Genomic DNA, 26,440 nt, shown 5'->3' with positions numbered 1-26,440 from the left:
CGCTCAGACGTCGCGGCGGCAGGCGAGCATGTAATTGACGCTCGTGTCGGACGACAGCATGAAGTGCTTGCTAAGCGGGTTGTAGACGATGCCCTTGATGTCGGCTGTGCGCAGGCTGGCGGCGCGCACGAAGCCCGCGAGTTCCGACGGGCGGATGAAGCGCGCGTAGTCGTGCGTGCCCTTCGGCAGCATGCGCGCGATATATTCGGCGCCGATCACCGCGAACAGATACGACTTCATATTGCGGTTCAGCGTAGAGAAGAACACCCAGCCGCCCGGCTTCACGAGGGTCTTGCAGGCTTCGACGATCGCGGCCGGCTCGGGCACGTGCTCGAGCATTTCCATGCAGGTCACCACGTCGTAAGTGCCCGGTTCGCGGGCCGCGAGCGCCTCGGCGGCAATTTCCTCGTAATCGACGGTTACACCGCTTTCCAGGCTGTGAAGATCCGCGACGCCGAGCGCTTGCGTCGACAGGTCGATGCCCTTCACGTGGGCACCGAGACTCGCCATCGATTCCGACAGAATGCCGCCGCCGCAGCCGATATCCAGCACCTTTTTGCCCGCGAGATGCGCGTGAGTATCGATCCAGTTCAGGCGGATCGGGTTGAGTTCGTGCAGCGGCTTGAATTCGGCGTTCGGGTCCCACCACCGATGCGCGAGGTCGCTGAATTTCTGTAGTTCGTGGGGATCGGCGTTGGTCATGGCGAATGCTGCCTCGATGAGGGCGGTGAGCGGACGCTCGAGGATAAACCCTGAGTATATAGGGCGAGAGACGGGGCGGCAAAAGTGCCGCGCTCGGATTGGCGGTAGCTGCGAAAGTTCACCGCCCGAGGGCATTGCCGACCAGGTGAGCGGCTCGCGTCAGGTATTACGCACCGCGCGCGGCGTCCGAGCATAAAAAAAGCCCCGCCAGAGCGGGGCTTTCGATACTGCGGTAATTTGCAGCTTACTGCTTCGGCGTACCGACAACTTCGACTTCCACGCGGCGGTCCGGTGCGAGGCAGGCGATGAGTTGCTTGTGGTTCTTCTGGTTGCAACCGGTGGTAACCGGGTTGCGTTTGCCCTTGCCTTCCGTGTAGATACGGTTGGCTTCGACGCCCTTGCTGACCAGGAACGCCTTAACAGCTTGAGCGCGGCGCAGCGACAGACGGTCGTTGTACGCGTCCGTACCGATGCGGTCGGTGTGGCCCGTTGCAACGACGACTTCGAGGTTGATGCCTTGAATCTTCGCTGCCAGTTCGCCCAGGCGTTCCTTACCAGCCGGCTTCAGGATTGCCTTGTCGAAGTCGAACAGCGCGTCAGCTTGATACGTAATCTTTTGGCTGGTGATAGCCGGTGCCGGAGCAACCGGAGCCGGCGGGGTCGGAGCCTGAGCAACCAGCGCGCCGTCGCACTTTGCGTTGGCGGTGGCCGGCGTCCAGAATGCATCGCGCCAGCACAGCTCGTTCGTGCCGTTCATCCACACGTATTCGCCGGTACCATTCACCCAGTTGTCGTTCGTAGCTTGTCGCGACGCCGGCACCGACTGTGCCATGGCGGATGCAGCCATAACTGCGGTAGCTGCAATGAACGCGAGCTTTGAAAGTTTATTCATATTTCTCCTCTCGAAATTGAGATTACCGCAGGTTTACTGCGAGCCTGTTGACGAAGACAAGTCATACATTGCTCGAAGTATAACATTGGTGCGGAACAAAAACCGTTTGTATAGACTTCGAGCAGTGTCTGACTCTTTGTGCGTTGGCATTTTGCCATATCGTTCCCTTCCGACGAAAAAAAAATCTGTCCCCCATCAAATCCCCCTCCAATTGTGGTGCTTGCGCAACAACCGAATTCGCCTGGCAGGTCCGCCAGCTCTGGCTGAGCGGCGAATCGCGGTATGCACGAATCGAGCCCGGTCGTCGGAAAAAATGGGGTGCCGAGACGGGGCTCGCGCGCGCCCCTCTAATATGTATACGTACCGTCGTCGGGGGCAAATGCCGCCCATGTTAGAATCGCGTGATGCGTTGCGTCTGCAATGCTTACACGAAGGCGACGGTCATCCGTCGCCTTGGCATGTAAAAGATACGGATAATGGATCAATTCGCCAAAGAGACTCTGCCAATCTCCCTAGAGGAGGAAATGCGCCGTTCGTATCTCGATTACGCGATGAGCGTGATCGTAGGGCGAGCGCTTCCCGATGTCCGCGATGGCCTGAAGCCGGTGCACCGGCGCGTGCTGTACGCGATGCACGAGTTGAACAACGACTGGAACCGCGCGTACAAGAAGTCGGCGCGTATCGTCGGCGACGTGATCGGTAAGTACCATCCGCACGGCGACACGGCTGTCTACGACACCATCGTCCGGATGGCGCAGGACTTCTCGCTGCGCTACATGCTGGTGGACGGCCAGGGCAACTTCGGTTCGGTCGACGGCGACAACGCCGCGGCGATGCGCTACACAGAAATCCGCATGGCGAAGATCGGCCACGAACTGCTGGCCGACATCGACAAGGAAACGGTCGATTTCGTACCGAACTACGACGGCAGCGAGAACGAACCGGCTATCCTGCCCGCGCGCATCCCGAATCTGCTGATCAATGGTTCGTCCGGCATCGCGGTCGGCATGGCGACCAACATCCCGCCGCACAATCTCAACGAAGTCGTCGACGCCTGCCAGCATCTGCTGAAGAACCCCGAGGCGACGATCGACGAGCTGATCGAAATCATTCCCGCGCCCGATTTCCCGACCGCCGGCATCATCTACGGCGTGGCGGGCGTGCGCGACGGCTACCGCACGGGCCGCGGCCGTGTCGTGATGCGCGCGCTCACGCACTTCGAGGAAATCGACCGCGGTCAGCGCATGGCGATCATCGTCGACGAACTGCCGTACCAGGTGAACAAGCGCTCGCTGCTCGAGCGCATCGCCGAGCTCGTCAACGAGAAGAAGCTCGAAGGCATTTCCGATATCCGCGACGAATCCGACAAGAGCGGCATGCGCGTCGTGATCGAGCTGAAGCGTGGCGAAGTGCCCGAAGTCGTGCTGAATAATCTGTACAAGGCCACCCAGCTCCAGGACACCTTCGGCATGAACATGGTTGCGCTCGTCGACGGCCAGCCGAAGCTGCTGAACCTGAAGGAAATGCTGACGTGCTTCCTGTCGCATCGGCGGGAAGTGCTGACGCGGCGCACCGTCTACGAGCTGCGCAAGGCGCGCGAACGCGGCCACGTGCTCGAAGGCCTCGCGGTGGCGTTGGCCAACATCGACGAATTCATCGCGATCATCAAGGCCGCGCCGACCCCGCCGATCGCCAAGCAGGAACTGATGGCGCGCGCGTGGGATTCGTCGCTCGTGCGCGAGATGCTGTCGCGCGCCGAGAGCGAGAACGCGGCGGCGGGCGGTCGCGAAGCCTATCGTCCGGAGGGTCTGAACCCGTCGTTCGGCATGCAGACCGACGGCCTGTACCGTCTGTCCGACACCCAGGCGCAGGAAATCCTGCAGATGCGTTTGCAGCGCCTGACTGGTCTCGAGCAGGACAAGATCATCGGCGAGTACCGCGACGTGATGGCGCAAATCGCCGACCTGCTCGACATCCTCGCTCGCCCGGAACGCATTTCGGCGATCATCGTCGAGGAACTCACGTCGATCAAAGCCGAATTCGGCGACGCGCGCCGTTCGAAGATCGAGCTGAACGCGACCGAGCTGAACACCGAAGACCTGATCACTCCGCAGGAAATGGTCGTGACGATGTCGCACGCGGGCTACGTGAAATCGCAGCCGTTGTCCGAATATCGCGCGCAAAAGCGTGGCGGGCGCGGCAAACAGGCGACTTCCATGAAGGAAGACGACTGGATCGACACGCTGTTCATCGCCAATACCCACGATCACATCCTGTGCTTCTCGAACCGCGGGCGCGTGTACTGGGTCAAGGTCTACGAGGTTCCGCAGGGCTCGCGTAACTCGCGTGGCCGGCCGATCGTCAATATGTTCCCGCTGCAGGAAGGCGAGAAGATCACGGTCGTGCTGCCAGTCAAGGAGTTCTCGGCCGACAAGTTCGTGTTCATGGCGACCGCGTTAGGAACGGTAAAAAAGACCCCGCTGGAAGCATTCAGCCGCCCGCTGCGCAAGGGTATTATTGCGGTCGGTCTCGATGAGGGCGACTACCTGATCGGCGCGGCCATCACCGATGGTCAGCACGACGTGATGCTGTTCTCGGATTCGGGCAAGGCGGTGCGCTTCGACGAGAACGACGTTCGTCCGATGGGCCGCGAGGCGCGCGGTGTACGCGGCATGCAGCTCGAAGACGGGCAGAGCGTGATCGCGTTGCTGGTGGCCGGCGACGAGCAGCAGTCGGTGCTCACCGCGACGGAAAACGGCTTCGGCAAGCGCACGCCGATCACCGAATACACGCGTCACGGCCGCGGCACGAAGGGCATGATCGCGATCCAGACGTCGGAGCGTAACGGCAAGGTGGTCGCCGCGACGCTGGTAGACCCGGAAGCGCAGATCATGCTGATCACCACGACAGGCGTGCTGATTCGCACGCGTGTGTCGGAAATCCGTGAAATGGGGCGCGCAACCCAGGGTGTTACACTCATCAGCCTTGACGAAGGAACCAAGCTGTCCGGTCTGCAACAGGTAGCTGAGGCCGAAGGCGAATCGGAAAGCGATTCGGATAGCTCCGCCGACGGAGATGACGGCGGCGAGAGCGGCGGCACGGTTTGATTCGTGTCGGCGGTGTTTCAGTCTCAGTTAATAAGTTGAAGCTACGCTGCGAAGCCTCGCGTATCGGGCCGATACGCCTTCCAGCGCGGCGCGCGGTTCAAGTTAATTTCTCTTAGGGAGTAATGATGCAAAAACGATTCAAACAACTGATGTTGCTGGCTGCCCTCGTGCCGACCTTCGCTATGGCTCAAGCGCTGCAAAACCAGGCGCCGGCTGCTCCGGCTGCCGCAGCAGCACCGGTTGACCCGGCCAAGCAGGCTGCGATCAAGGACCTGCTCGACGCCATCGACGCACAGAAGCTGGTCGGCGCGATCGGCAACAGCGCGCAGATGCAGGCCAAGCAGCTCGTGCCGGCGATCCTGTCGGACGCGCTGAGCGAAAACAAGACGATGTCGGACAAGCAAAAGCAGGCTGCCGTCCCGTCGTTGCAGCAAAACGCAGTGCCGAAGCTGGTTGACAGCGCAGGCCAGGTGTTTGCAACCGACGCATTCCGTCAGGACGCAATGCAGGCTCAGTACGACGCGTACGCGAAGTACTACAGCACGTCGGAAATCAAGGATCTGACGACGTTCTACAAGAGCCCGACCGGCCGCAAGTTCATCCAGGTGCAAGACCAGGTTGGCCGCGACGTCGTGAACGGTCTGATGCAGAAGTACATGCCGGAATCGATCAAGGCAACGCGTGCTCAGGCCGACAAGGAAGTCGCATCGGTCAAGCCGGCTGCCGCGAAGTAATTCCATTCGCAAGGCTGCGCCGGGTTTGGCGTCAGCCGCTTTCCTGGCCCGTCCCGGAAGGCGTACCTGCTGAGCCATACGGCGTGGCGGGTTGACGGCGACAATGCCATAATGGTCGTTTGCGCACACGCGCAGACGGCCATTTTGTTTTCGGCGAGCAGTTCCGCGGATCTTTTCACCGATTTTTGCGCGATCCCCTTTTTCGCGCCCGCTTCCAGGACCCCACATGCGCGTCTTTAATTTCTCCGCCGGCCCGGCGGCCATGCCCGAAGAAGTGCTGCGTCAGGCAGCCGACGAAATGCTGAACTGGCGCGGCAGCGGCATGAGCGTGATGGAAATGAGTCATCGCGGCAAGGAGTTCATGTCGATCCACGAGGAAGCGCTGACCGATCTGCGCGAACTGCTGCAGGTGCCCGCGAGCCACCGCATTCTGTTTCTGCAGGGCGGCGGGCTCGGCGAGAATGCAATCGTGCCGATGAATCTGCTTGGCGCAAAGCCGCGCGCGGATTTCGTCGTCACCGGTTCGTGGTCGCAAAAATCGTTCAAGGAAGCGCAGAAATACGGCAGCGTGCATCTGGCCGCGACCGGCCAGACCGCGGAAGGCTTCACGCGTGCGCCGGCGCGCGCGGAATGGCAATTGTCGGACGATCCCGCCTACGTACATCTGTGCACGAACGAAACCATCCACGGCGTCGAAACCTTCGAAATTCCCGATCTCGGCGATATTCCGCTCGTCGCGGACGCGTCGTCGCACATCCTGTCGCGCCCGATGGATATCGCCAAATACGGCGTGCTGTTCGGCGGTGCGCAGAAGAATATCGGCATGGCCGGCGTGACGGTCGTGATCGTGCGCGAAGACATGCTGGAGCGCGCGATGCCGATCTGTCCGTCGGCTTTCGAATGGAAGACCGTCGCTGAGAACAATTCGATGTACAACACGCCGCCCACCTACGCGATCTATATCGCCGGGCTCGTGTTCAAGTGGTTGAAGAAGCAGGGCGGCCTCGCGGCGATGGAAGCGCGCAACCTCGAAAAGTCGAAATTGCTGTACGACACGATCGACGCGAGCAGCTTCTATCTGAACAAGGTCGAGCGTGGCTCGCGTTCGCGGATGAACGTGCCGTTTTTCCTCGCCGACGAGTCGCGCAATGAAGATTTCCTGTCCGGCGCGAAAGCGCGGGGATTGGTGCAGCTAAAGGGCCACAAGTCCGTCGGCGGCATGCGGGCGTCGATTTACAACGCCGTCCCGCTCGAAGGCGTCAAAGCGCTTGTCGAATACATGAAGGAATTCGAGCAGCGCAGCGCCTGAGTCGGTCGACTCGCAGGCGCGCGCATCTTTTCCAGCAGCTACCCGGCAGGGCCGTTTTCACGCATGGACGACGAACTCAATACCCGACTCAAACCTCTGCGCGACCGCATCGACGCGCTCGACGCGCAACTGATCGCGCTCCTCAATCAGCGCGCGTCGGTCGCGCTCGAAGTGGGCGAGGTCAAGAAACATTTCAACGCGCCGGTGTTCCGGCCCGAGCGCGAGCAGCAGGTGATCGCGCGTTTGCAGGAAATGAGCGAAGGGCCGCTCGCGAGCGAACACATCGACGCGATCTGGCGCGAGATCATGGCCGCGAGCCGCGCGCTCGAGAAGACCATCAAGGCAGCCTATCTGGGGCCGATCGGCACCTATAGCGAACAGGCGATGCACGAATACTTCGGTCAGTCGATCGAAGGATTGCCGTGCCCGTCGATCGACGAGGTGTTCCGTTCGGTCGAGGCAGGCGCCGCCGATTACGGCGTCGTGCCGGTCGAGAATTCAGCGGAAGGCGCGGTGTCGCGCACGCTGGATCTGCTGCTGCAAACGCAGCTGATTATCGGCGGCGAGCTGGCTTTGCCGATTCATCACAACCTGCTCACGCAGAACGGCCTTGCCGGCGTCACCCGCGTGTGCGCGCATGCGCAGGCGCTCGCGCAGTGCCAGCGCTGGCTGTCGACGAACGCGCCGCATCTGCAGCGTCAGGCGGTGTCGAGCAATGCGGAAGCCGCGCGGATGGCTGCCGAAGATCCGACCGTCGCGGCGATCGCCGGCGATCGCGCGGCGATCCACTACGGCCTGCAGGTCACCAACGCGCTGATCCAGGACGATCCGCACAACCGCACGCGCTTCGTGATGATCGGCAAGCAGCCGACTGGCCCGAGCGGTTACGACCAGACTTCGCTGATCGTGTCGGTGGCGAACGAGCCGGGCGCGATGGTCAAGCTGCTGGAGCCGCTCGCGCGTCACGGTGTGTCGATGACGCGTTTCGAATCGCGTCCGGCGCGCGTCGGCACGTGGGAGTACTACTTCTATATCGACGTCGAAGGCCATCGCGATGACGCGGCCGTGGCTGCCGCGCTTGCCGGTCTTGGCGAAAAGGCCGCGTTCCTGAAGATACTCGGCTCGTACCCGCGCGCCCGCTAACAGCGTGTCAGCGGTGAAGTTCGGGCGGCGTCCAGTGCGCTGCCCGGCTGCATATTCCATGTATTTCCAATCTTGATCGTCGTTCGGAGATTTTCATGACAGCGTCTTTCGGCCCTTCCTATGTGCGAGCCATCGCCCCGTATGTCGCCGGCAAGCCGATTTCGGAAGTGGCTCGCGAGTTCGGCCTCGACGAGGCGAGCATCGTCAAGCTGGCATCGAACGAGAACCCGCTCGGCATGCCGGAATCGGCGCAGCGCGCGATGGCGCAGGCGCTTGCCGATCTCGGCCGCTATCCCGATGCGAACGGTTTCGAGCTGAAAGCCGCGTTGAGCGCGCGCTACGGCGTGCCGGCCGAGTGGATCACGCTAGGCAACGGCAGCAACGACATCCTCGAACTCGCCGCGCATGCCTTCGTCGAGAAGGGGCAGTCGGTGGTGTTCTCTCAATATTCGTTCGCGGTCTATCCGCTCGCGACGCAAGGCGTCGGTGCGCGCGCGATCGCCGTGCCGGCCGTGCGTTACGGGCACGACCTCGACGCGATGCTGGCCGCGATCGCGGACGATACGCGCCTCGTGTTCGTCGCGAATCCGAACAATCCGACCGGCACGTTTATCGACGGGCCGATGCTCGAGGCGTTTCTCGATAAAGTGCCGCGTCACGTGGCCGTCGTACTCGATGAGGCCTACACCGAGTATTTGTCGGCGGACAAGCGTTATGACTCGATCGCATGGGTGCGCCGCTATCCGAACCTGCTCGTATCGCGCACGTTCTCGAAGGCGTTCGGCCTTGCGGGGCTGCGCATCGGTTTTGCGATCGCCCAGCCTGAATTGACCGATCTGCTGAACCGTCTGCGTCAGCCGTTCAACGTGAATACGCTTGCGCAGGCCGCGGCGATCGCCGCGCTGAACGACAGCGCATTTCTCGAAAAGAGCGCGGCGCTGAACGCACAAGGCTATCGCCGTCTGACCGCTGCGTTCGATGAACTCGGCCTCGAATATGTGCCGTCCGAAGGCAACTTCGTGCTCGTGCGCGTGGGCGATGACAACGCAGCCGGCAACCGCGTGAATCTTGCGTTGCTGAAGCGCGCCGTGATCGTGCGCCCGGTCGGCAATTACGGTTTGCCGCAGTGGCTGCGTGTCACGATCGGCCTGTCCGAGGAAAACGAAGCGTTCCTCGCGGCGCTCGAACAGGCGCTTGCTGAGCCTGCCGCTGCGTAAATCTCGACCCTTGACCCGCGCGTCCAGCCGGCTGCGGCGGCGCGCTTATTTTGTTGACCGACGTGGCCGCGTTTTCTTTTGACAAGCTGGTAATTTTTGGGGTCGGCCTGATCGGCGGCTCGCTCGCGCGCGCGTTGCGCGAACGCGGCGAGGTTGGCGGCACGCGCACGGTAATCGGAGTGGGGCGCAGCTCGGCGTCGAGCGAGCGTGCATTGGCGCTCGGCGTAATCGATGGCGCGGCTGCGCTGAACGACGATGCCGCGTTGCGCGACGCGCTTGCGGGCGCTGATCTGGTGCTGCTCGCGGCGCCGGTCGCTCAGACGCAATCGCTGCTCGAACGCATCGCGCCTTATCTCGATGAGGACACGGTCGTCACCGATGCGGGGAGCACCAAGTCCGACGTGGTCGCCGCGGCGCGCGCGGCGCTCGGTGCGCGGATCGGCCAGTTCGTGCCGGGCCATCCTATTGCTGGCCGTGAGTCGAGCGGCGTCGATGCGGCGTTGCCCGACCTTTACGTGAACCGCAACGTGGTGCTGTGTCCGCTGCCGGAAAACAGGCCTGAAGCGGTTGAGCACGTCGCCGCGATGTGGCGCGCCACCGGCGCGCTTGTGCGTGAGATGGCGCCACAGCAGCATGACCGTGTGTTCGCGTCGGTCAGTCATCTTCCGCATGTATTGTCGTTCGCGCTCGTCGAACAGATTCTGAATTCTCCCGACGCCGAGCTGAAATTCTCGTTCGCAGCAGGCGGTTTTCGCGACTTTACGCGCATTGCCGCGTCGAGCCCGGAAATGTGGCGCGATGTGTGCGTCGCCAACCGCGCCGCGCTGCTCGACGAACTCGATGCATACACCGCGGTGCTCGCGCGCCTGCGCGCGGCGATAGAAGCCGCCGACGGCGCCGCGCTCGAAGCTGTGTTCGTCCGCTCGCGCACCGCGCGCAGCCAATGGCAGGAGCAGCGCGCTGCTGACGGTGCCAGCGGCGGCGCGCCGAAATAACCGGAAACTGGACTCATCATGGAATTCCTCGATCTCGGACCTTTTTCCCGTGCATCCGGCACGGTTCGTTTGCCCGGCTCGAAGAGCATTTCGAACCGCGTGTTGCTGCTCGCGGCGCTTGCCGAGGGCGAGACGACCATCACGAACCTGCTCGATTCCGACGACACCCGTGTGATGCTCGATGCGCTCGAAAAGCTCGGCGTGCGTCTGAAGCGCGACGGCGACACGTGCGTCGTAACCGGCACGCGTGGCGCGTTCACCGCGCGCACGGCCGATCTGTTTCTCGGTAATGCCGGCACGGCGGTGCGTCCGCTGACCGCGGCGCTGGCTGTCAACGGTGGCGACTACTGGATTCATGGGGTGCCGCGCATGCACGAACGGCCGATCGGCGACCTCGTCGACGGCTTGCGCCAGATCGGCGCGAAGATCGACTACGAGCAGAACGACGGCTATCCACCGCTGCGGATCCGCCCCGCTCAGATCACAGTCGATGCGCCGATCCGCGTGCGCGGCGACGTGTCGAGCCAGTTCCTGACCTCGCTGCTGATGACGTTGCCGCTGCTGCGCACGGCGAGCGGTGTGACCACCGTGCAGGTCGAAGGCGAGCTGATTTCCAAGCCTTATATCGAGATCACGATCAAGTTGATGGAGCGCTTCGGCATCAAGGTCGAGCGTCATGAGTGGCACCAGTTCGTCGTGCCGGCGGGGCAGCGCTATCAGTCGCCGGGAACGATCATGGTCGAGGGCGACGCGTCGTCGGCATCGTATTTCCTTGCGGCCGGCGCGCTCGGTGGTGGCCCGCTGAAGGTCGAGGGCGTCGGCCGCGCGAGCATTCAGGGCGATGTCGGCTTTGCCGATGCGCTGATCCGCATGGGCGCGAACCTGCAGATGGGCGAGGACTGGATCGAAGTGCGCGGCGTAGGTAACGACCACGGCAAGCTCGATCCGATCGACATGGACTTCAACCTGATTCCCGACGCTGCCATGACGATCGCCGTCGCCGCGTTGTTCGCGGACGGCACGACCACGCTGCGCAACATCGCGAGCTGGCGCGTGAAGGAAACCGACCGGATCGCCGCGATGGCGACCGAACTGCGCAAGGTCGGCGCGAAAGTGCAGGAAGGCGAGGACTTTCTCGTCGTCACGCCGCCTGAAAAACTGACCCCGAATGCGTCGATCGACACCTACGACGATCACCGCATGGCGATGTGCTTTTCGCTCGTGAGCCTGGGCGGCGTACCGATCCGGATCAACGACCCGAAGTGCGTCGGCAAGACGTTCCCCGATTATTTCGAGCGCTTCATTGCGCTCGCTCAACCCTGATTCGCATGCGAATCGTCTGACGTGCGACTTTTTCGATGAAACCGACCCGTCCCTTTCACCAGACGCCCGTCATTGCGATCGACGGCCCGAGTGCCTCCGGCAAAGGCACCGTGGCCGCGATGGTCGCCGCGAACCTCGGCTTTCACCTGCTAGACAGCGGTGCGCTGTACCGCCTCGCGGCGCTCGCGAGCTTGCGCTACGGCATTGCGGCGGACGACGTCGACGAACTCGTCGGGCTGATCGACGACCTCCACATCACGTTTCGCGAAGGTCTGGCGCAACTCGACGGCATTGATGTATCGACCGATATCCGCGCCGAGGAAGTGGGCAGCCGCGCGTCGGCGATTGCCGTGCACGCCCCGGTGCGAACCGCACTGGTGGCGCGTCAGCGGGCGTTCCGCAAGGAGCCGGGGCTCGTCGCCGATGGCCGTGACATGGGCACCGTGATCTTCCATGACGCGGTGCTGAAGGTGTTTATGACCGCGAGCGTCGAGGCTCGTGCGGCACGCCGGCATAAGCAATTGATCCAAAAAGGATTTTCTGCTAATATAGATGACTTGCTCCGGGATTTGCGTGAGCGCGATGAGCGTGACAGTCAGCGCGCAGCGGCGCCACTCAAGCCCGCGGCGGATGCAAAGCTGCTTGATACCTCGGCATTGTCGATCGACCAGGTGGTCGAACAGGTGGTGCAATGGTATGAAGCGCTGGTCCCACATGCGTGACGTCGCTGTAGATGGCGCATCGGTGGTACCTCGGTTAGTCCGTTGTTGGTAGGTGCTTCGCGATGGTCGCGAAGCGTTATGTTTAACCCTTTAACCCCGCGTGGCATCGCGTGTATGCCGAAGTTGCTGTCCTAACGGTCAGCCAGGCACTGCGAACACCATGCAAATTCTGATTTTTATGTCCGACCTGCAAACCTCTACCCCGAATACCGAATCTTTTGCGGCTCTGTTCGAAGAGTCGCTGACCAAGCAGGACATGCGCGCCGGCGAAGTGATTTCCGCCGAAGTCGTGCGTGTCGACCACAACTTCGTTGTTGTCAACGCTGGTCTCAAGTCCGAAGCCTACATCCCGCTCGAAGAGTTCCTGAATGACGCGGGCGAGGTAGAAGTGCAGGCGGGCGACTTCGTTTCCGTCGCGATCGACGCGCTGGAAAACGGCTATGGCGACACGATCCTGTCGCGTGACAAGGCGAAGCGTCTGGCTTCGTGGCTGTCGCTGGAAAAGGCGCTCGACAACAACGAACTCGTGACCGGCACGATCACGGGCAAGGTCAAGGGCGGCATGACCGTGATGGTCAACGGCATCCGCGCCTTCCTGCCGGGTTCGCTGGTCGATACGCGTCCGGTCAAGGACACGACCCCGTACGAAGGCAAGACCCTCGAATTCCGCGTCATCAAGCTCGACCGCAAGCGCAACAACGTCGTGCTGTCGCGCCGCGCAGTGATCGAAGCCACGCAAGGCGAAGAGCGCGCGAAGCTGCTCGAAACGCTGAAGGAAGGCGCGATCGTTGAAGGCGTGGTCAAGAACATCACCGACTACGGCGCGTTCGTCGACCTCGGCGGTATCGACGGCCTGCTGCACATCACCGACATTGCATGGCGTCGCGTGCGTCACCCGAGCGAAGTTCTGTCGGTTGGCCAGGAAGTCACCGCGAAGATCCTCAAGTTCGACCAGGAAAAGAACCGCGTTTCGCTCGGTATCAAGCAACTGGGCGACGATCCGTGGGAAGGCATCTCGCGCCGTTACCCGTCGGGCACGCGCCTGTTCGGTAAGGTCACTAACATCACCGACTACGGCGCATTCGTCGAAGTGGAATCGGGCATCGAAGGCCTCGTCCACGTGTCGGAAATGGACTGGACCAACAAGAACGTTGCTCCGTCGAAGGTTGTCCAGCTGGGCGACGAAGTCGAAGTCATGGTTCTCGAAATCGACGAAGACCGCCGTCGTATCAGCCTCGGCATGAAGCAGTGCAAGCCGAACCCGTGGGACGACTTCAGCCGTAACTTCAAGAAGGGCGACAAGATCAGCGGCGCCATCAAGTCGATTACCGACTTCGGCGTGTTCATCGGTCTGCCGGGCGGCATCGACGGTCTGGTTCACCTGTCGGACCTGTCGTGGAGCGAAACTGGCGAAGAAGCCGTTCGCAAGTACAAGAAGGGCGACGAAGTGGAAGCGATCGTTCTTGGCATCGACGTCGAGAAAGAGCGTATTTCGCTGGGTATCAAGCAGCTCGAAGGCGACCCGTTCAGCAACTACGTTGCAATGAACGACAAGGGTTCGATCGTCGACGGTACCGTCAAGTCGATCGACGCGAAGGGTGCTGTGGTCCAGCTGTCGGGTGAAGTCGAAGGCTATCTGCGCGCTTCGGAAATCGCTCAAGACCGCGTGGAAGACGCTCGCAACGTGCTGAAGGAAGGCGACAAGGTCAACGCGATGATCATCAACATCGATCGCAAGTCGCGCGGCATCAACCTGTCGATCAAGGCGAAGGATTCGGCTGAGCAGCAGGAAGCCATCCGTGGTCTCGCTGCTTCGGATTCGAGCGCTGCTGCTACCGGCACGACGAACCTCGGCGCGCTGCTGAAGGCCAAGCTCGACGGCCAGAACCAGTAAGCCTGAGAGGTCTGCTGCAGTATGACCAAATCGGAATTGGTCGCCCAGCTGGCTACGCGATTTCCGCAGCTTGTTCTCAAAGATGCGGATTTCGCGGTGAAGACGATGCTCGATGCGATGTCGGAGGCGCTTGCCAAAGGTCATCGCATTGAAATTCGCGGCTTCGGCAGCTTCGGCTTGAACCGCCGTCCATCCCGCGTCGGACGCAATCCGAAGTCGGGCGAGAAGGTGCTGGTACCCGAGAAGTACGTACCGCACTTCAAGCCGGGCAAGGAGTTGCGTGAGCGGGTGGATCGCCGCGCGGGCGAGCCGTTGAAGGCCGAAGAGCCGGATGACGACCTGTAAATGTCCCGCTATGCGTCTTGCAGCGTGGCAAAGCTAGCGTCAGCGGCCAAAGCCAATCGGCAAAAGACCAGAAAAAGCGCCTTCGGGCGCTTTTTTTTCGTCCAATCTTCGCCGATTGCGTGCCGGGGCGTGGAATGAGCTGAGAGCCGGGCCTCCATAATCCGGGCTAGCCGACCTGACGACCGTCCGCGTGCGCATTCGCGTGGGCAGCCGTATGGATAGCCGCATTCGCGATCACGTGCCCACCGGGAGGCCTCCAACGCCCACGTCCTGCCCAGTCGCGAGGGCTTCAATTACAATACGGGTCACTTCGGCGCGGGCAACACCGTGGCGCGACGCGTCATCAAGCCGGCGTCCCCGCAACTGCCGTCAAGAGATCTATTCATGAAATTTATCGTCTGGCTGATCCGTGTCTTGGTGTTTGTGCTGCTGCTGGTGCTGGCGCTCTCCAACACGCAACCCGCTACGCTGAATTTCCTCGCCGGCTACGCCTGGTCGGCGCCGTTGATTCTGATCGGTCTGGCGTTCTTCGTGATCGGTCTGCTGGCAGGGCTGGTGTCGGCGATGCCGGCTGTTGTCCGCCTGCGCATGGAGAATGGCCGCCTCAGGCGTGAGTTGCGCGTGGCGCGCGAGACCCCGGCCGTCGTCGAACAGCCGCCGATGCCGCCGCTGATCTGAACCATCCCGTGCCGCGCGCCCGAGCGCGGCTTTTCATTTCCGCTGTTCCGCACATTGCATTAATCGCATGGATCTAGACTTCTGGTGGCTGCTCGTCATACCCGTCGCGTTCGCGTTCGGCTGGATGGCCGCGCGTTACGACCTCAAGACGCTGCTCTCCGAAAGCGCCAACCTGCCGCGTTCCTATTTCCGCGGCCTGAATTTCCTGCTCAATGAGCAGCCTGACCAGGCAATCGACGCGTTCATCGAAGTCGTCAAGCTCGACCCCGAAACGGTCGAGCTGCATTTCGCGCTCGGCAATCTGTTCCGGCGCCGCGGCGAAACAGACCGCGCGATTCGCGTGCATCAGAATCTGCTGAGCCGCGCGGATCTGCCGGTCAGCGAGCGCGACCATGCGCTCTACGAACTCGGGCAGGACTTCCTGAAGGCTGGTTTGCTCGATCGCGCGGAGGAAACCTTCAAGTCGCTTCAGGCGGGCGACTATGCATTGGGCGCGCAGCGCGCGCTGCTCACGATTTACGAAATCGAGAAGGACTGGGTCAAGTCGATCGATACCGCGCGCCATCTCGAAACGATGGGCGCGCCATCGCTCGACAAGGAAATCGCGCAGTTCCACTGCGAACTCGCACAGGAAGCGCTGCAGCAGAAAAATCCGGACGACGCCCGCCGTCAACTCGGACTCGCGTTGAAGGCGAACCCGACCAACGTGCGCGCGACGATCCTGTTCGGCGACGTCGACGCGGCCGGCGGTGCCCCGGAAGCTGCGATCGCGCAATGGCGTCGCGTCGAGGAGCAGAACCCGGCGTATCTGCCGCTTGTCGCAGAAAAGATCATGAAGGCGTACGAGGCGCTCGGCCGCGCGCAGGAAGGTGCCGATCTGCTGACCAGCTGGGTCGATCGCCATCCGAGCAACGACTTGCTCGACGTCGCGTATCAGCACGTCGCGTCGCTGCGCGGTGCCGAGGCCGCTCATGCGCTCGCGCGCGCGCAGATGCAGAAGTCGCCGAATCTGGCCGGCATGACGCGTCTGCTCGAGGCGCAGCAAGCCGTTGCGGAAGAACCACGGCGTAGCGAACTCGAGTTGATGCGCGGGCTGATTCGTCAGCGCACCAAAAATCTGCCTCGATATACATGCCAGAATTGCGGCTTCAGGGCACGGCTTTTCTACTGGCAGTGCCCGGGTTGCAGCGGCTGGGAAACCTATGCGCCGCGTCGCGTCGAACCGATCGCAGCACCGAACTGATGCCGCGCCGGCTGGCGCCGTTGCGGCGATGAAGGTACCGCCGCGGTCTCGCGAGCAAGCCGGCAGCGCCTGCGCGAGCGATTCGAAAGGGAATCCGTCGCTAAGCGCGCGCAACGTCGATCACTAGAACCTTCCACCGGAAAGCGTATGAAAATCACCATTATCGGCACGGGTTATGTGGGCCTCGTCACCGGCGCATGTCTCGCCGAAATCGGCAACGACGTGTTCTGTCTGGACGTCGATCAGCGCAAGATCGACATTCTCAATAGCGGTGGCGTACCGATTCACGAGCCGGGTCTGAAAGAAATCATCGCGCGTACGCGGGCGGCCGGCCGCATCACGTTTTCGACCGATGTCGCGGCTAGCGTCGCGCACGGTGACGTGCAGTTCATCGCGGTCGGCACGCCGCCCGACGAGGACGGCTCGGCCGACCTGCAATACGTGCTCGAGGCGGCGCGCAATATTGGCCGCACGATGAGCGGCTTCAAGGTGATCGTCGATAAATCGACGGTGCCGGTCGGCACCGCGCAGCGAGTGCGCGCGGTGATCGACGAAGAACTCGCGAAGCGCGGACTCGCGAGCAGTGGGCAGCATCGCTTTTCGGTCGTGTCGAACCCCGAGTTCCTGAAAGAAGGCGCGGCCGTCGACGACTTCATGCGCCCCGACCGCATCGTGATCGGCATTGACGATGACGAACCGGGCCAGCGCGCGCGCGAACTGATGAAGCGTCTGTACGGGCCGTTCAACCGTAATCACGAACGCACGCTGTACATGGACGTGCGCTCGGCCGAATTCACGAAATACGCGGCCAACGCGATGCTCGCCACGCGCATCTCATTCATGAACGAGATGTCGAATCTGGCGGACAAGGTCGGCGCCGATATCGAAGCGGTGCGCCGCGGCATCGGCTCCGATCCGCGCATCGGCTATCACTTCCTGTACGCGGGTTGCGGCTACGGCGGCTCGTGCTTCCCGAAGGACGTGCAGGCGCTGATCCGCACCGCGAGCGAAAGCGGCCACAATCTGCGCATTCTCGAAGCGGTCGAGGAGGTGAATCACGAGCAGAAGGACGTGCTCGTGCGCAAAATTGCCGCGAAGCTCGGCGACGATCTGAGCGGCCGCACCTTCGCGGTGTGGGGCCTCGCGTTCAAGCCGAACACGGACGACATGCGCGAGGCGCCGAGCCGTCGCGTGATCGGTGAGCTGCTTGCGCGTGGTGCGACGGTGCGCGCGTACGACCCGGTCGCGGTCGACGAAGCGCGCCGCGTGTTTGCGCTCGATCTGCATGCGGCGCCGGAGCAGCTCGAGCGCCTCACGTTCGAGAGCACGCAGAACGAAACGCTGAGCGGCGCCGACGCGCTCGTGATCGTGACCGAATGGAAGGAATTCAAGAGTCCGGATTTCGCGCATCTGAAATCGGTGCTGAAGACGCCGCTGGTTTTCGATGGCCGCAATCTGTACGAACCGGATGCGATGACCGAACTCGGCATCGACTATCACGCCATTGGACGTCCCTATGCCCAACCCTCCGAACTTCCGGCCGATGCCTGAGACCATGCCCGCCGCTTCCGCAGCCACGTCGGCGCCCGCACTCACGAAGGTGCCGCGCGCGCAGCTCAATGCGGCACGCGTGCTGGTGGTCGGCGACGTGATGCTCGACCGTTACTGGTTCGGCGACGTGAACCGCATTTCGCCGGAAGCGCCGGTGCCGGTCGTGCATGTGCAGCGTCAGGAAGATCGCCTCGGCGGTGCGGCGAACGTCGCGCGCAACGCGGTTGCGCTCGGCGCGCAGGCGGGCCTGCTGTGTGTGGTCGGCCATGACGAACCCGGCGAGCGGATCGTGCAACTGCTGGACGAAAGCGGCGTGACGCCGCATCTCGAACGCGACCCAGCGCTGCTGACGACGATCAAGCTGCGCGTCCTGTCGCGCCAGCAGCAACTGCTGCGCGTCGACTTCGAAAACTCGCCGGCGCACGAAGTGCTGCTCGCGGGTCTCGCGCGTTTCGACGACCTGCTGCCGTCGCACGACGTGATTCTGATGTCCGATTACGCGAAGGGCGGCCTCACGCACGTCACGCAGATGATCGCGCGGGCGCATGCGGCGGGTAAGCCGGTGTTGGTCGATCCGAAGGGCGACGACTGGGAACGCTATCGCGGCGCGACGCTGATCACGCCGAATCGCGCGGAGCTTCGCGAGGTCGTCGGGCAGTGGAAGTCGGAGGAAGATCTGATCGCGCGTGTCGCGAAGCTGCGTGCCGAGCTCGACTTCGAGGCGCTGCTGCTGACGCGCTCGGAAGAGGGCATGACGCTGTTCTCCGATGCCGGCATGCTGCACGCATCGGCCGTTGCACGCGAAGTGTATGATGTATCGGGCGCGGGCGACACCGTGATCGCGACGCTCGCCGCGATGCTCGGCGCGGGCCTTTCTCTCGTCGATGCAGTCGGGCTCGCGAATCGCGCTGCCGGCATCGTGGTCGGCAAGCTCGGCACCGCCACTGTCGATTACGACGAACTCTTTTCCTGATACAGCCCGCCGGGCCCCGCCGTCCTGACGGATCAGCGGGCTCGCGCGAAGCCTCGACCGCACCTGTCGATCGAAGTGAGCTCCTTCACGCGCTGACTTCGATCTCATGCAACGCTCACTATCGCAGGATCATCATGACCGTCATCGTCACCGGCGCGGCCGGTTTTATCGGCAGCAATCTCGTGAAGGCGCTCAACGAACGCGGCGAACAACGCATCATCGCCGTCGACAACCTCACGCGCGCGGACAAGTTCAAGAATCTGGTCGACTGCGAAATCGACGATTATCTCGACAAGACCGAATTCGTCGAGCGCTTCAAGCGCGGCGACTTCGGCAAGGTGCGCGCGATCTTCCACGAAGGCGCCTGCTCGGACACGATGGAAACCGACGGCCGCTACATGATGGACAACAACTACCGCTATAGCCGCGACGTGCTCGACGTATGCCTCGCACAGAACATCCAGTTCCTGTACGCGTCGTCGGCGGCCACGTATGGCGGCTCGAGCCGCTTCGTCGAGGAGCGCGAGGTCGAGCAGCCGCTCAACGTGTACGGCTATTCGAAGTTCCTGTTCGATCAGGTGATCCGTCGCGTGTTGCCTACCGCGAAGAGCCAGATCGCGGGCTTTCGCTATTTCAACGTGTACGGTCCGCGCGAAACGCACAAGGCGCGCATGGCGTCGGTCGCGTTTCACAACTTCAACCAGTTCCGCGCCGAGGGCAAGGTCAAGCTGTTCGGCGAATACAACGGCTATGCGGCCGGCGAGCAGACGCGCGATTTCGTTTCGGTCGAAGACGTGGTGAAGGTCAACCTGTTCTTCTTCGACAACCCGGACAAGTCGGGCATCTTCAACCTGGGCAGCGGCCGCGCGCAACCGTTCAACGACATCGCGAGCACGGTGGTCAACACACTGCGCTCGCTGAACAACGAGCCGGCGCTGTCGCTCGCGGAGCTCGTGCAACGCGGGCTGATCGAATACATTCCGTTCCCCGACGCGCTGCGCGGCAAATATCAATGCTTTACGCAGGCCGATCAATCGAAGCTGCGCGCGGCCGGCTACGATGCGCCGTTTTTGAGCGTGCAGGAAGGTGTCGATCGCTACGTACATTGGCTATTCGGCCAGGTGTAAATATTTCGCAAGCCTCTTTAAACTGGAATCTCCTGGCCGGTGATGGTCGCCGGCCAGTGGCAACAGGGAGATTCCAATATGTTTCGAAAAGTACTGGTTACCGCGGCTATGCTGGCCGCTTTCGGCCACGCGTATGCGGCGGTCGACGTCAACACCGCTAACGAAGATGCGCTGCGCGGCATCCGGGGTATCGGTCCCGCCAAAGCGAAAGCCATTCTCGACGAGCGCGCCGCTCACGGTCCGTTCAAGGACGCGGCCGATCTCGGCAAGCGCGTCAAGGGCATGGGCGGGCATACCGTCGAGCGCCTGCAAGCGGAGGGTCTCGCTGTCGGTCCGGCTGGCGCGACTGCTGGCGCGCAGGTTGCGGCGGCGGCACCGGCCAGCGGCGCGGCCGTTCCGGCCGCCGCGCAGAAAAGCGGCGCCACGGTGGCGGTGAAGAAATAAGTCGATGCGGGCCGTGCGTGCGTAATGGCTCCGCGCTTCCCCGAGTTGGGCTTGCAGGCGCGTACGGTCCGCCCATTTTTCCGCTTCATTTTCTGTTTCGTTTTCTCCTTCGTGGTCGGAGTGTGCTCACACTCCTTCAGCTGTCATCCGTGACTGGCTCCCGCGGTCTTCGGCCGCGGGCTTTTTGCGAGCCCGATAGATGCATCCATGCGAGCAGCAGGGCTGCGCGGCAGCATCGGGGAGGGTGGTTTAGAATCGATGGATTAAATCCCATCCCGCATTGACAGCTTTTGAACCCGAGATATGGCATACAAAACGATTGAAGACACGATTGGCAATACGCCGCTCGTGCAACTCGTCCGCCTCGTCGATGACGAGATCCGCGGACGCAACAACGTAGTCCTCGCGAAGCTCGAGGGCAACAATCCCGCGGGATCGGTGAAGGACCGCCCGGCGTTGTCGATGATCAAGAAAGCGGAAGCGCGCGGGCGTATCAAGCCGGGCGACACGTTGATCGAATCGACCAGCGGTAACACCGGCATCGCATTGGCCATGGCTGCCGCGGTGCGCGGCTACAAGATGGTGCTGATCATGCCGGAGGATCTGTCGGTCGAGCGCCGTCAGAGCATGGCCGCTTACGGTGCGCAGATCGTGCTCACGCCGGTCAAGGGCGGAATGGAATATGCGCGCGATCTGGCCGAACAGATGCAGCGCGAAGGCAAGGGCATCATCCTCGATCAATTCGCGAACCCGGACAATCCGGCCGCGCATATCGAAGGCACGGGCCCGGAAATCTGGCGCGACACCGAAGGGCGCATCACGCATTTCGTGTCGTCGATGGGCACGACCGGCACGATCATGGGCGTGTCGACGTATCTGAAAACGCAGAACCAGCAGATCGAGATCATCGGCGCGCAGCCGGAAGAGGGCTCGCGGATCCCGGGTATCCGCAAATGGCCCGAAGCCTATCTGCCGAAGATTTTCGACCGCAGCCGCGTCGATCGCGTCGAGAACGTCAGTCAGGCCGCGGCCGAGGCGATGGCGCGTCGGATGGCGTCGGTTGAAGGGATATTCGCCGGCATCTCGTCGGGTGGCGCATGTGAAGTCGCACTGCGTATCGCTCGTCAGGTCGAGAACGCGACGATCGTGTTCATCGTGTGCGACCGTGGCGATCGTTATCTGTCCACCGGTGTGTTTCCTGCGTAAGAGCAACAGCGAGCGCACGGTCGCGATCGTACGCCGCCAATAAAAAGCGCCGGTCGAGCCGGCGCTTTTTATATCCTTCTACTTCGATTTCAACGCGAAGCGCACACGGCGCCGCGCGGCAAAACTCACTGCGAGTCGGAGTCCGACTGATCCGTTGGGCTCTGCGGCGACGTGGCGCCATTGTTGACCGCCTTCGCGGCATTGACTGCATCGAGCGCTTCCATCTGCGCTTTCACCTTCTCGCCGAGTTGATACACCGCGAGCGCATAGAAGAAGCTGCGGTTGTAACGCGTGAGCACATAGAAGTTCTTCAGTCCCAACACGAACTCGGTGCCACGTCCCGGCGACGGCAGATCGACCACCGTCACCGGCGTACTCGCTTCGGCGGCGACATCTACATTCGGCTCGTTCAGCACGAGTCCCGCGCGCAGCAATTGAGCGAGCGGCCAGCGCGGCTCCGGCTGACCGTCCGCGGCGGCCTGCGCAACGCCTAGGCTGCCGATGTCCGAGCCGATGCGCCACACCACCGGGCGACCGCTTTCCCAGCCGTTCTGCCGCAGATAATTCGCGACACTGCCGATCGCATCGGCCTCGCTCGTGCGCAGATCGATACCCTTGCCGCCGTCGTAGTTCACCGCGTATTGCGTGATGCTGCTCGGCAGGAACTGCGGAATGCCGATCGCGCCGGTGTACGAACCGAGCACCGTAGTGGGGTCGATCTGGGCGTCGCGCGTCCACACCAGATAGTCTTCGAGATTCTTGCGGAAAGTCGCCTGGCGATCCGCGCGATTGGCGGTGTTCGGATAGTCGAAGCTGAGCGTGGTCAATGCATCGAGCACGCGGAAGTTGCCCATGTAGCGACCGTAAATCGTTTCGACGCCGATAATGCCGACGATCACCTCCGGCGGCACGCCGAATTCCTGATACGCGCGCTGCAGCGTGGCCTGGTTCTCGCGCCAGAACTGCACACCGGCATTGATCCGCACCGGGTCCAGAAAGCGTGCCTGATACGCGCGCCAGTTCTTGACCGTCGGCGACGTCGACGGCGTGACGAGCTTCACCGCGGTCGTCGAGTAGCTGACGCGGGAAAAGAGCGCGTGCAGCGCGGCTTCATCGAAGTCGTAGCGCGCCACCATGTCGTTGATGAACGCATCGACATTGGCGTTGTTCGCATAGCGCTGCGGAATGATTTCTTCCTCGAAGGTCTGCCCTTGCGGCACGGCCTGCTGAGGCTGGCCCTGCGCGACCAGTACCGGCGGCCTCTTCGTGGCGCTTTGCGCGCTCACCGGAGCGCTTGCGATGAACATGCACGATGCGACGGACAGGGAGGCTGTGAGGGTGCCGAGGCGCAGCCGGTTACGTGGGGATCGTGCGGACAGAGCAAGCTTGACGGTCATGGTGAGCAGTAAGCGCGATGCGTAAGAGACGGGAAGAGCCAGGAGCGAACAGCGAGTAACGACACTGATAAACGGCAAACGGGTCGAGGCAGTATACCCGACGGCTTTTGCGAAACCGTGCCGAATGTGCGACAGCGGCGCGCTGTGGTAACTTGATAAATATTGACGCGCCACAGGGCGCGCCTCGATGGAGACACGCCGCGATGCATCGAATGCGCGCGACGTAAAACAGACGCACAACACAGCTATGGCAACAGGCTTCTATTCTCACGCTGACTGTCTGCTGCACGACATGGGGCAGTGGCATCCCGAGTGTCCGGCGCGGCTGCAGGCGATCGAAGATCAGCTGATCGCGAGCCGCATCGACGCGCTGATCGAGCGCGAATCGCCGCCGCTCGCCGACGAAGCCGCGCTGCTGCGTGTGCATACGCAGGCCCACGTCGACTACATTCGCAGCTGTTCGCCCGCCACCGGCACGGCGGAAATCGATCCCGACACGACGATGAACCCGCATACGCTGCAGGCCGCATTGCGCGCGGCCGGCGCGGCGGTCGCGGCGACCGACGCGGTGATCGAAGGGCGTTACGACAATGCATTCTGCAGCGTGCGTCCGCCGGGCCATCACGCGGAGCCGGCGCGCGCGATGGGCTTCTGCTTTTTCAACAACGTCGCGATTGCCGCGCGTCATGCGCTCGACGTGCATGGCCTCGCGCGCGTCGCGATCATCGACTTCGACGTGCATCACGGCAACGGCACCGAGGCCGCGTTCAGCGGCGACTCGCGCGTGCTGATGTGCAGCATCTTTCAGCATCCGTTCTATCCGTACAGCGGCGCCGACAACCAGGCGCCCAATATGTGCAACGTGCCGATGCCGGCGCGCTCGAACGGCATGGCCGTACGCGAGGCGGTCGACATGCTGTGGCTGCCGCGCCTGCATGATTTCAAGCCGGAGATGCTGTTCATCTCGGCGGGCTTCGACGCGCATCGCGAAGATGATCTTGGCAACATGGGACTCGTCGAGGACGATTACGCATGGATCACCGATCAGATGCGCGAAGTCGCGAAGCGCTATGCGCGCGGGCGCATCGTCAGTTGTCTCGAAGGCGGCTATAACCTGTCGGCGCTTGGGCGCAGCGTGGTGGCGCATGTGCGGGCGCTAGCGGGGATTTGAAGCAGCGATGTTGATCGCGCCGCGGGTTGATCGGTGGCAATGAGCAGCGAAAGCGAGCGGTGAAAAAGAGCGGCGACATAGCCCGGCATGCTGAGATCAACTTCAACGAAGCGCAACGAGGAGCAAGCGATGAATGCCAGTCCCGCCAGCACCGGCAACGTCTCGCTGGTCGAAATCGAGCACGATGCGTATCACGTGCCGGGTGTCGTGCGCGTGACGATGAACCGGCCGGATGCGTTCAACGCGCTGTCCGAGGCATTGCTCGATGAATTGCAGCAAGCGTTGAACGGCATCGCGCGAACCGATGCGCGCGTGGTCGTGATCGCCGGCGCGGGGCGGGCGTTCTGCGCCGGGCACGATCTGAAGGAGATGCGCGCAGCGCCGTCGCTCGCGTATTACCAGCAGCTCTTTGCACGCTGCACGAAGCTGATGATGACGATCCAGCGCATGCCGCAGCCGGTGATCGCGCGCGTGCAAGGCATCGCGACCGCGGCCGGTTGCCAGCTCGTCGCGATGTGCGATCTCGCGGTTGCCGCCGATACCGCGCGCTTCGCGGTATCGGGCGTGAATCTCGGGCTCTTCTGCGCGACACCGTCGGTGCCGCTGTCGCGCAATCTGTCGCGCAAGGCGGCGCTCGAAATGCTGCTGACCGGCGATTTCATCGATGCCGCGCAGGCGCAGCAGCAGGGTCTCGTGAACCGCGTGGCGCCGGCCGGTGCGCTCGACGAGGAAGTCGCGCGGCTCGCCGCGAGTATCTGCGCGAAACCGGCCGAGGCGGTGAGTGCGGGCAAGGGCCTTTTCTATCGTCAGCTCGAAATGGGCATCGAGGCCGCGTATCAGTTGGCGGGTCAGACGATGGCCTGCAACATGATGGATGACTCGGCACTCGAGGGCGTGCAGGCGTTCATCGACAAACGCGCGCCGGACTGGAAGCGCTAGGTGCCGGCAGGTAGGTGTCGGCGCGTTAGCGGCTTCACGGTGAGTCTTTCGTCGTCGAAGACCTGGCAGGCGAGTGGCCGGCAATGGCACGCAGCGTGTGCCTGGGTCTTCAGACAAATTCCCGAGCCGTCACGTCACAAACCACTACCCGAGCGCGGCTTGCATACCGCCTGAGCGCCACACCCCACCTCATCCACTGCGCCTCACAGCCCGCTGTTCAATCCACTCGACCAACGCATCGATCACCCGATCGCGATCGAGGTCGTTCATCGTCTCGTGATAGCTGCCCTCGTGCAGGGTCAGCGTCTTGTCCGGCGAGCCCGCATGCGCGCCGAACTCCCGGCTGCCTTCCGGCTCGGTGAGTTTGTCCTCGGTGCCGTGAAAGACGAGCAGCGGCATTCGCAGCCCCGCGCGACCGCGTTCGATCCGTGCCATCGCGAGCAGCAACTCGGCGCCGGTGCGCGCCGGAATCGCGCCGTGATGCACGAGCGGATCGTTGCGATTGGCCTTGACGATCGGCTCCAGCCGCGACAGCAGCGCGGCGTCGATCTTCATCGCCGGGAACGACGGGTAGAGCCGGCTGATCAGCTGGCTCAGGTTCAGCATCCATTTCGGCACGTCGCGGCCCGGCGCGAGCGCGGGGCTCGACAGGATCAGACCGGCGAGGCGCCGGCCGCTGGTATCGGCGCGTTCGATCGCATACAGCGCGGCCACCGCGCCGCCCATGCTGTGACCCATCAAAAAAAGTGGCGCGCAGCTTTGCGCGGCGGTGTCGAGCAGCGCCTGCGCATCGAGCAGGTACTCGTCGAAGCGCTTCACATAGGCACGCTTGCCGGGCGCGTGGCCGTGGCCGCGCAGATCGATCGCGACCAGTTCGATGCCCGTCGGATTGAGCCGCCCGGCCAGCGCCGCGTAGCGGCCCGCATGCTCAGCGAGACCGTGCAGCAACGCGATCGTCGCGCGCGTCGGTCCGTTCGACGGCCAGCGATACAACGGCAATTCGACGCCGTCGGCGGTCGTGACCGACGTATGCCGAGGCGCGTCGTTATTGAGACTGCCGGCGCTCGCGCGCACGGTATGGCTCGAAGAGGTCTGCATGGCGGCCGCATGGTTCGAAGGGATGTGGCCCGATCATAGTCGCAGCGGCGACGCGCACGCGAGCCTTTGCGCCGCGTGTGATCCTTTAATGCCTTCAGGTTATGAAAAGATCGGAATTGATTATTAAAGAGTATGTCGACGCTGCGGTAGAATGGCGGCCTTAAATCCCAATAAAAGCAACGGCGGCCGCCTGTCGGGAGCACTTGCTCGCCGGCAGCCTCCGCCGTTTC

General features: G+C 62.8%; 23 protein-coding genes. 19 read left to right on the top strand and 4 right to left on the bottom strand.

Features of this window, described 5'->3' with window-relative positions:
* Positions 1–3: 3 nt before the first annotated feature.
* Both ubiG and ompA read right to left on the bottom strand, forming a co-directional pair.
* The gene (gene ubiG, locus L0U82_RS13155) at positions 4–702 is read right to left on the bottom strand and encodes a bifunctional 2-polyprenyl-6-hydroxyphenol methylase/3-demethylubiquinol 3-O-methyltransferase UbiG (protein ID WP_233831556.1); all 699 of its coding nucleotides are present in this window, start codon (positions 700–702) and stop codon (positions 4–6) included.
* Positions 703–946: 244 nt separating this feature from the next.
* Entirely contained in the window at positions 947–1,594 is a 648-nt protein-coding gene (ompA, locus tag L0U82_RS13150; protein WP_233831555.1) for an outer membrane protein OmpA, read from the bottom strand.
* A 476-nt stretch (positions 1,595–2,070) separates the two neighbouring features.
* Here ompA and gyrA point away from each other — a divergent pair, with 476 nt between their 5' ends.
* From gyrA to cysM, 17 genes are all read left to right on the top strand, one after another.
* On the top strand, positions 2,071–4,701 hold the full coding sequence (gene gyrA / locus L0U82_RS13145; RefSeq protein WP_233831554.1) for a DNA gyrase subunit A: 2,631 nt from the start codon (positions 2,071–2,073) through the stop codon (positions 4,699–4,701).
* Positions 4,702–4,826: 125 nt separating this feature from the next.
* Entirely contained in the window at positions 4,827–5,435 is a 609-nt protein-coding gene (locus L0U82_RS13140; RefSeq protein ID WP_233831553.1) for a DUF2059 domain-containing protein, read from the top strand.
* Between the two features lie 226 nt (positions 5,436–5,661).
* Positions 5,662–6,744, top strand: coding sequence for a 3-phosphoserine/phosphohydroxythreonine transaminase (gene serC / locus L0U82_RS13135; protein ID WP_233831552.1), 1,083 nt, complete (start codon positions 5,662–5,664; stop codon positions 6,742–6,744).
* 63 nt (positions 6,745–6,807) lie between these two features.
* Positions 6,808–7,887: a prephenate dehydratase gene (pheA, locus tag L0U82_RS13130; protein WP_233831551.1), complete on the top strand. Its 1,080-nt coding sequence runs from the start codon at positions 6,808–6,810 to the stop codon at positions 7,885–7,887.
* A gap of 95 nt (positions 7,888–7,982) precedes the next feature.
* On the top strand, positions 7,983–9,104 hold the full coding sequence (gene hisC / locus L0U82_RS13125) for a histidinol-phosphate transaminase (RefSeq protein ID WP_233831550.1): 1,122 nt from the start codon (positions 7,983–7,985) through the stop codon (positions 9,102–9,104).
* 53 nt (positions 9,105–9,157) lie between these two features.
* Positions 9,158–10,099 carry a prephenate dehydrogenase gene (locus L0U82_RS13120; RefSeq protein WP_233833267.1) on the top strand — a complete coding sequence of 314 codons (942 nt, stop codon included), beginning with the start codon at positions 9,158–9,160 and terminating at the stop codon, positions 10,097–10,099.
* 18 nt (positions 10,100–10,117) lie between these two features.
* A complete protein-coding gene (gene aroA, locus L0U82_RS13115) occupies positions 10,118–11,422 on the top strand; it encodes a 3-phosphoshikimate 1-carboxyvinyltransferase (RefSeq protein WP_233831549.1) in 1,305 nt (434 codons plus the stop codon).
* A gap of 35 nt (positions 11,423–11,457) precedes the next feature.
* Positions 11,458–12,144, top strand: a complete 687-nt coding sequence (gene cmk / locus L0U82_RS13110; protein ID WP_233831548.1) for a (d)CMP kinase — start codon at positions 11,458–11,460, stop codon at positions 12,142–12,144.
* 160 nt (positions 12,145–12,304) lie between these two features.
* On the top strand, positions 12,305–14,038 hold the full coding sequence (rpsA, locus tag L0U82_RS13105) for a 30S ribosomal protein S1 (RefSeq protein WP_075302026.1): 1,734 nt from the start codon (positions 12,305–12,307) through the stop codon (positions 14,036–14,038).
* A 21-nt stretch (positions 14,039–14,059) separates the two neighbouring features.
* On the top strand, positions 14,060–14,383 hold the full coding sequence (locus L0U82_RS13100) for an integration host factor subunit beta (RefSeq protein WP_006050255.1): 324 nt from the start codon (positions 14,060–14,062) through the stop codon (positions 14,381–14,383).
* Positions 14,384–14,767: 384 nt separating this feature from the next.
* A complete protein-coding gene (locus tag L0U82_RS13095; protein ID WP_233831547.1) occupies positions 14,768–15,061 on the top strand; it encodes a LapA family protein in 294 nt (97 codons plus the stop codon).
* A gap of 67 nt (positions 15,062–15,128) precedes the next feature.
* Positions 15,129–16,304 (top strand): lipopolysaccharide assembly protein LapB, encoded by a 1,176-nt coding sequence (gene lapB, locus L0U82_RS13090; RefSeq protein WP_233831546.1) that lies wholly within the window; start codon positions 15,129–15,131, stop codon positions 16,302–16,304.
* Positions 16,305–16,451: 147 nt separating this feature from the next.
* Positions 16,452–17,855: a UDP-glucose dehydrogenase family protein gene (locus tag L0U82_RS13085; RefSeq protein WP_233831544.1), complete on the top strand. Its 1,404-nt coding sequence runs from the start codon at positions 16,452–16,454 to the stop codon at positions 17,853–17,855.
* Entirely contained in the window at positions 17,821–18,828 is a 1,008-nt protein-coding gene (rfaE1, locus tag L0U82_RS13080) for a D-glycero-beta-D-manno-heptose-7-phosphate kinase (protein ID WP_326489722.1), read from the top strand. The genes L0U82_RS13085 and rfaE1 overlap by 35 nt, the downstream gene beginning before the upstream one ends.
* A gap of 134 nt (positions 18,829–18,962) precedes the next feature.
* Entirely contained in the window at positions 18,963–19,955 is a 993-nt protein-coding gene (rfaD, locus tag L0U82_RS13075) for an ADP-glyceromanno-heptose 6-epimerase (RefSeq protein WP_233831542.1), read from the top strand.
* 78 nt (positions 19,956–20,033) lie between these two features.
* Positions 20,034–20,399 carry a ComEA family DNA-binding protein gene (locus tag L0U82_RS13070; RefSeq protein ID WP_233831540.1) on the top strand — a complete coding sequence of 122 codons (366 nt, stop codon included), beginning with the start codon at positions 20,034–20,036 and terminating at the stop codon, positions 20,397–20,399.
* 303 nt (positions 20,400–20,702) lie between these two features.
* On the top strand, positions 20,703–21,605 hold the full coding sequence (gene cysM, locus L0U82_RS13065; protein WP_233831538.1) for a cysteine synthase CysM: 903 nt from the start codon (positions 20,703–20,705) through the stop codon (positions 21,603–21,605).
* Positions 21,606–21,730: 125 nt separating this feature from the next.
* On the opposite strand, the gene mltB is transcribed toward cysM, so the two are convergent.
* Positions 21,731–22,912, bottom strand: a complete 1,182-nt coding sequence (mltB, locus tag L0U82_RS13060) for a lytic murein transglycosylase B (RefSeq protein WP_233831536.1) — start codon at positions 22,910–22,912, stop codon at positions 21,731–21,733.
* Between the two features lie 337 nt (positions 22,913–23,249).
* Here mltB and L0U82_RS13055 point away from each other — a divergent pair, with 337 nt between their 5' ends.
* Together L0U82_RS13055 and L0U82_RS13050 are read left to right on the top strand one after the other, a co-directional pair.
* Positions 23,250–24,173 carry a histone deacetylase family protein gene (locus L0U82_RS13055; protein ID WP_233833263.1) on the top strand — a complete coding sequence of 308 codons (924 nt, stop codon included), beginning with the start codon at positions 23,250–23,252 and terminating at the stop codon, positions 24,171–24,173.
* Between the two features lie 129 nt (positions 24,174–24,302).
* Positions 24,303–25,112: an enoyl-CoA hydratase gene (locus L0U82_RS13050; protein ID WP_233831535.1), complete on the top strand. Its 810-nt coding sequence runs from the start codon at positions 24,303–24,305 to the stop codon at positions 25,110–25,112.
* A 189-nt stretch (positions 25,113–25,301) separates the two neighbouring features.
* Here L0U82_RS13050 and L0U82_RS13045 read toward each other — a convergent pair whose 3' ends face one another.
* A complete protein-coding gene (locus L0U82_RS13045) occupies positions 25,302–26,210 on the bottom strand; it encodes an alpha/beta hydrolase (protein WP_233831534.1) in 909 nt (302 codons plus the stop codon).
* Positions 26,211–26,440: the final 230 nt, after the last annotated feature.

It is taken from the genome of Paraburkholderia sp. ZP32-5, assembly GCF_021390495.1.
GTDB lineage: Bacteria > Pseudomonadota > Gammaproteobacteria > Burkholderiales > Burkholderiaceae > Paraburkholderia.
This window is presented reverse-complemented; position numbering and strand designations above follow the sequence as displayed.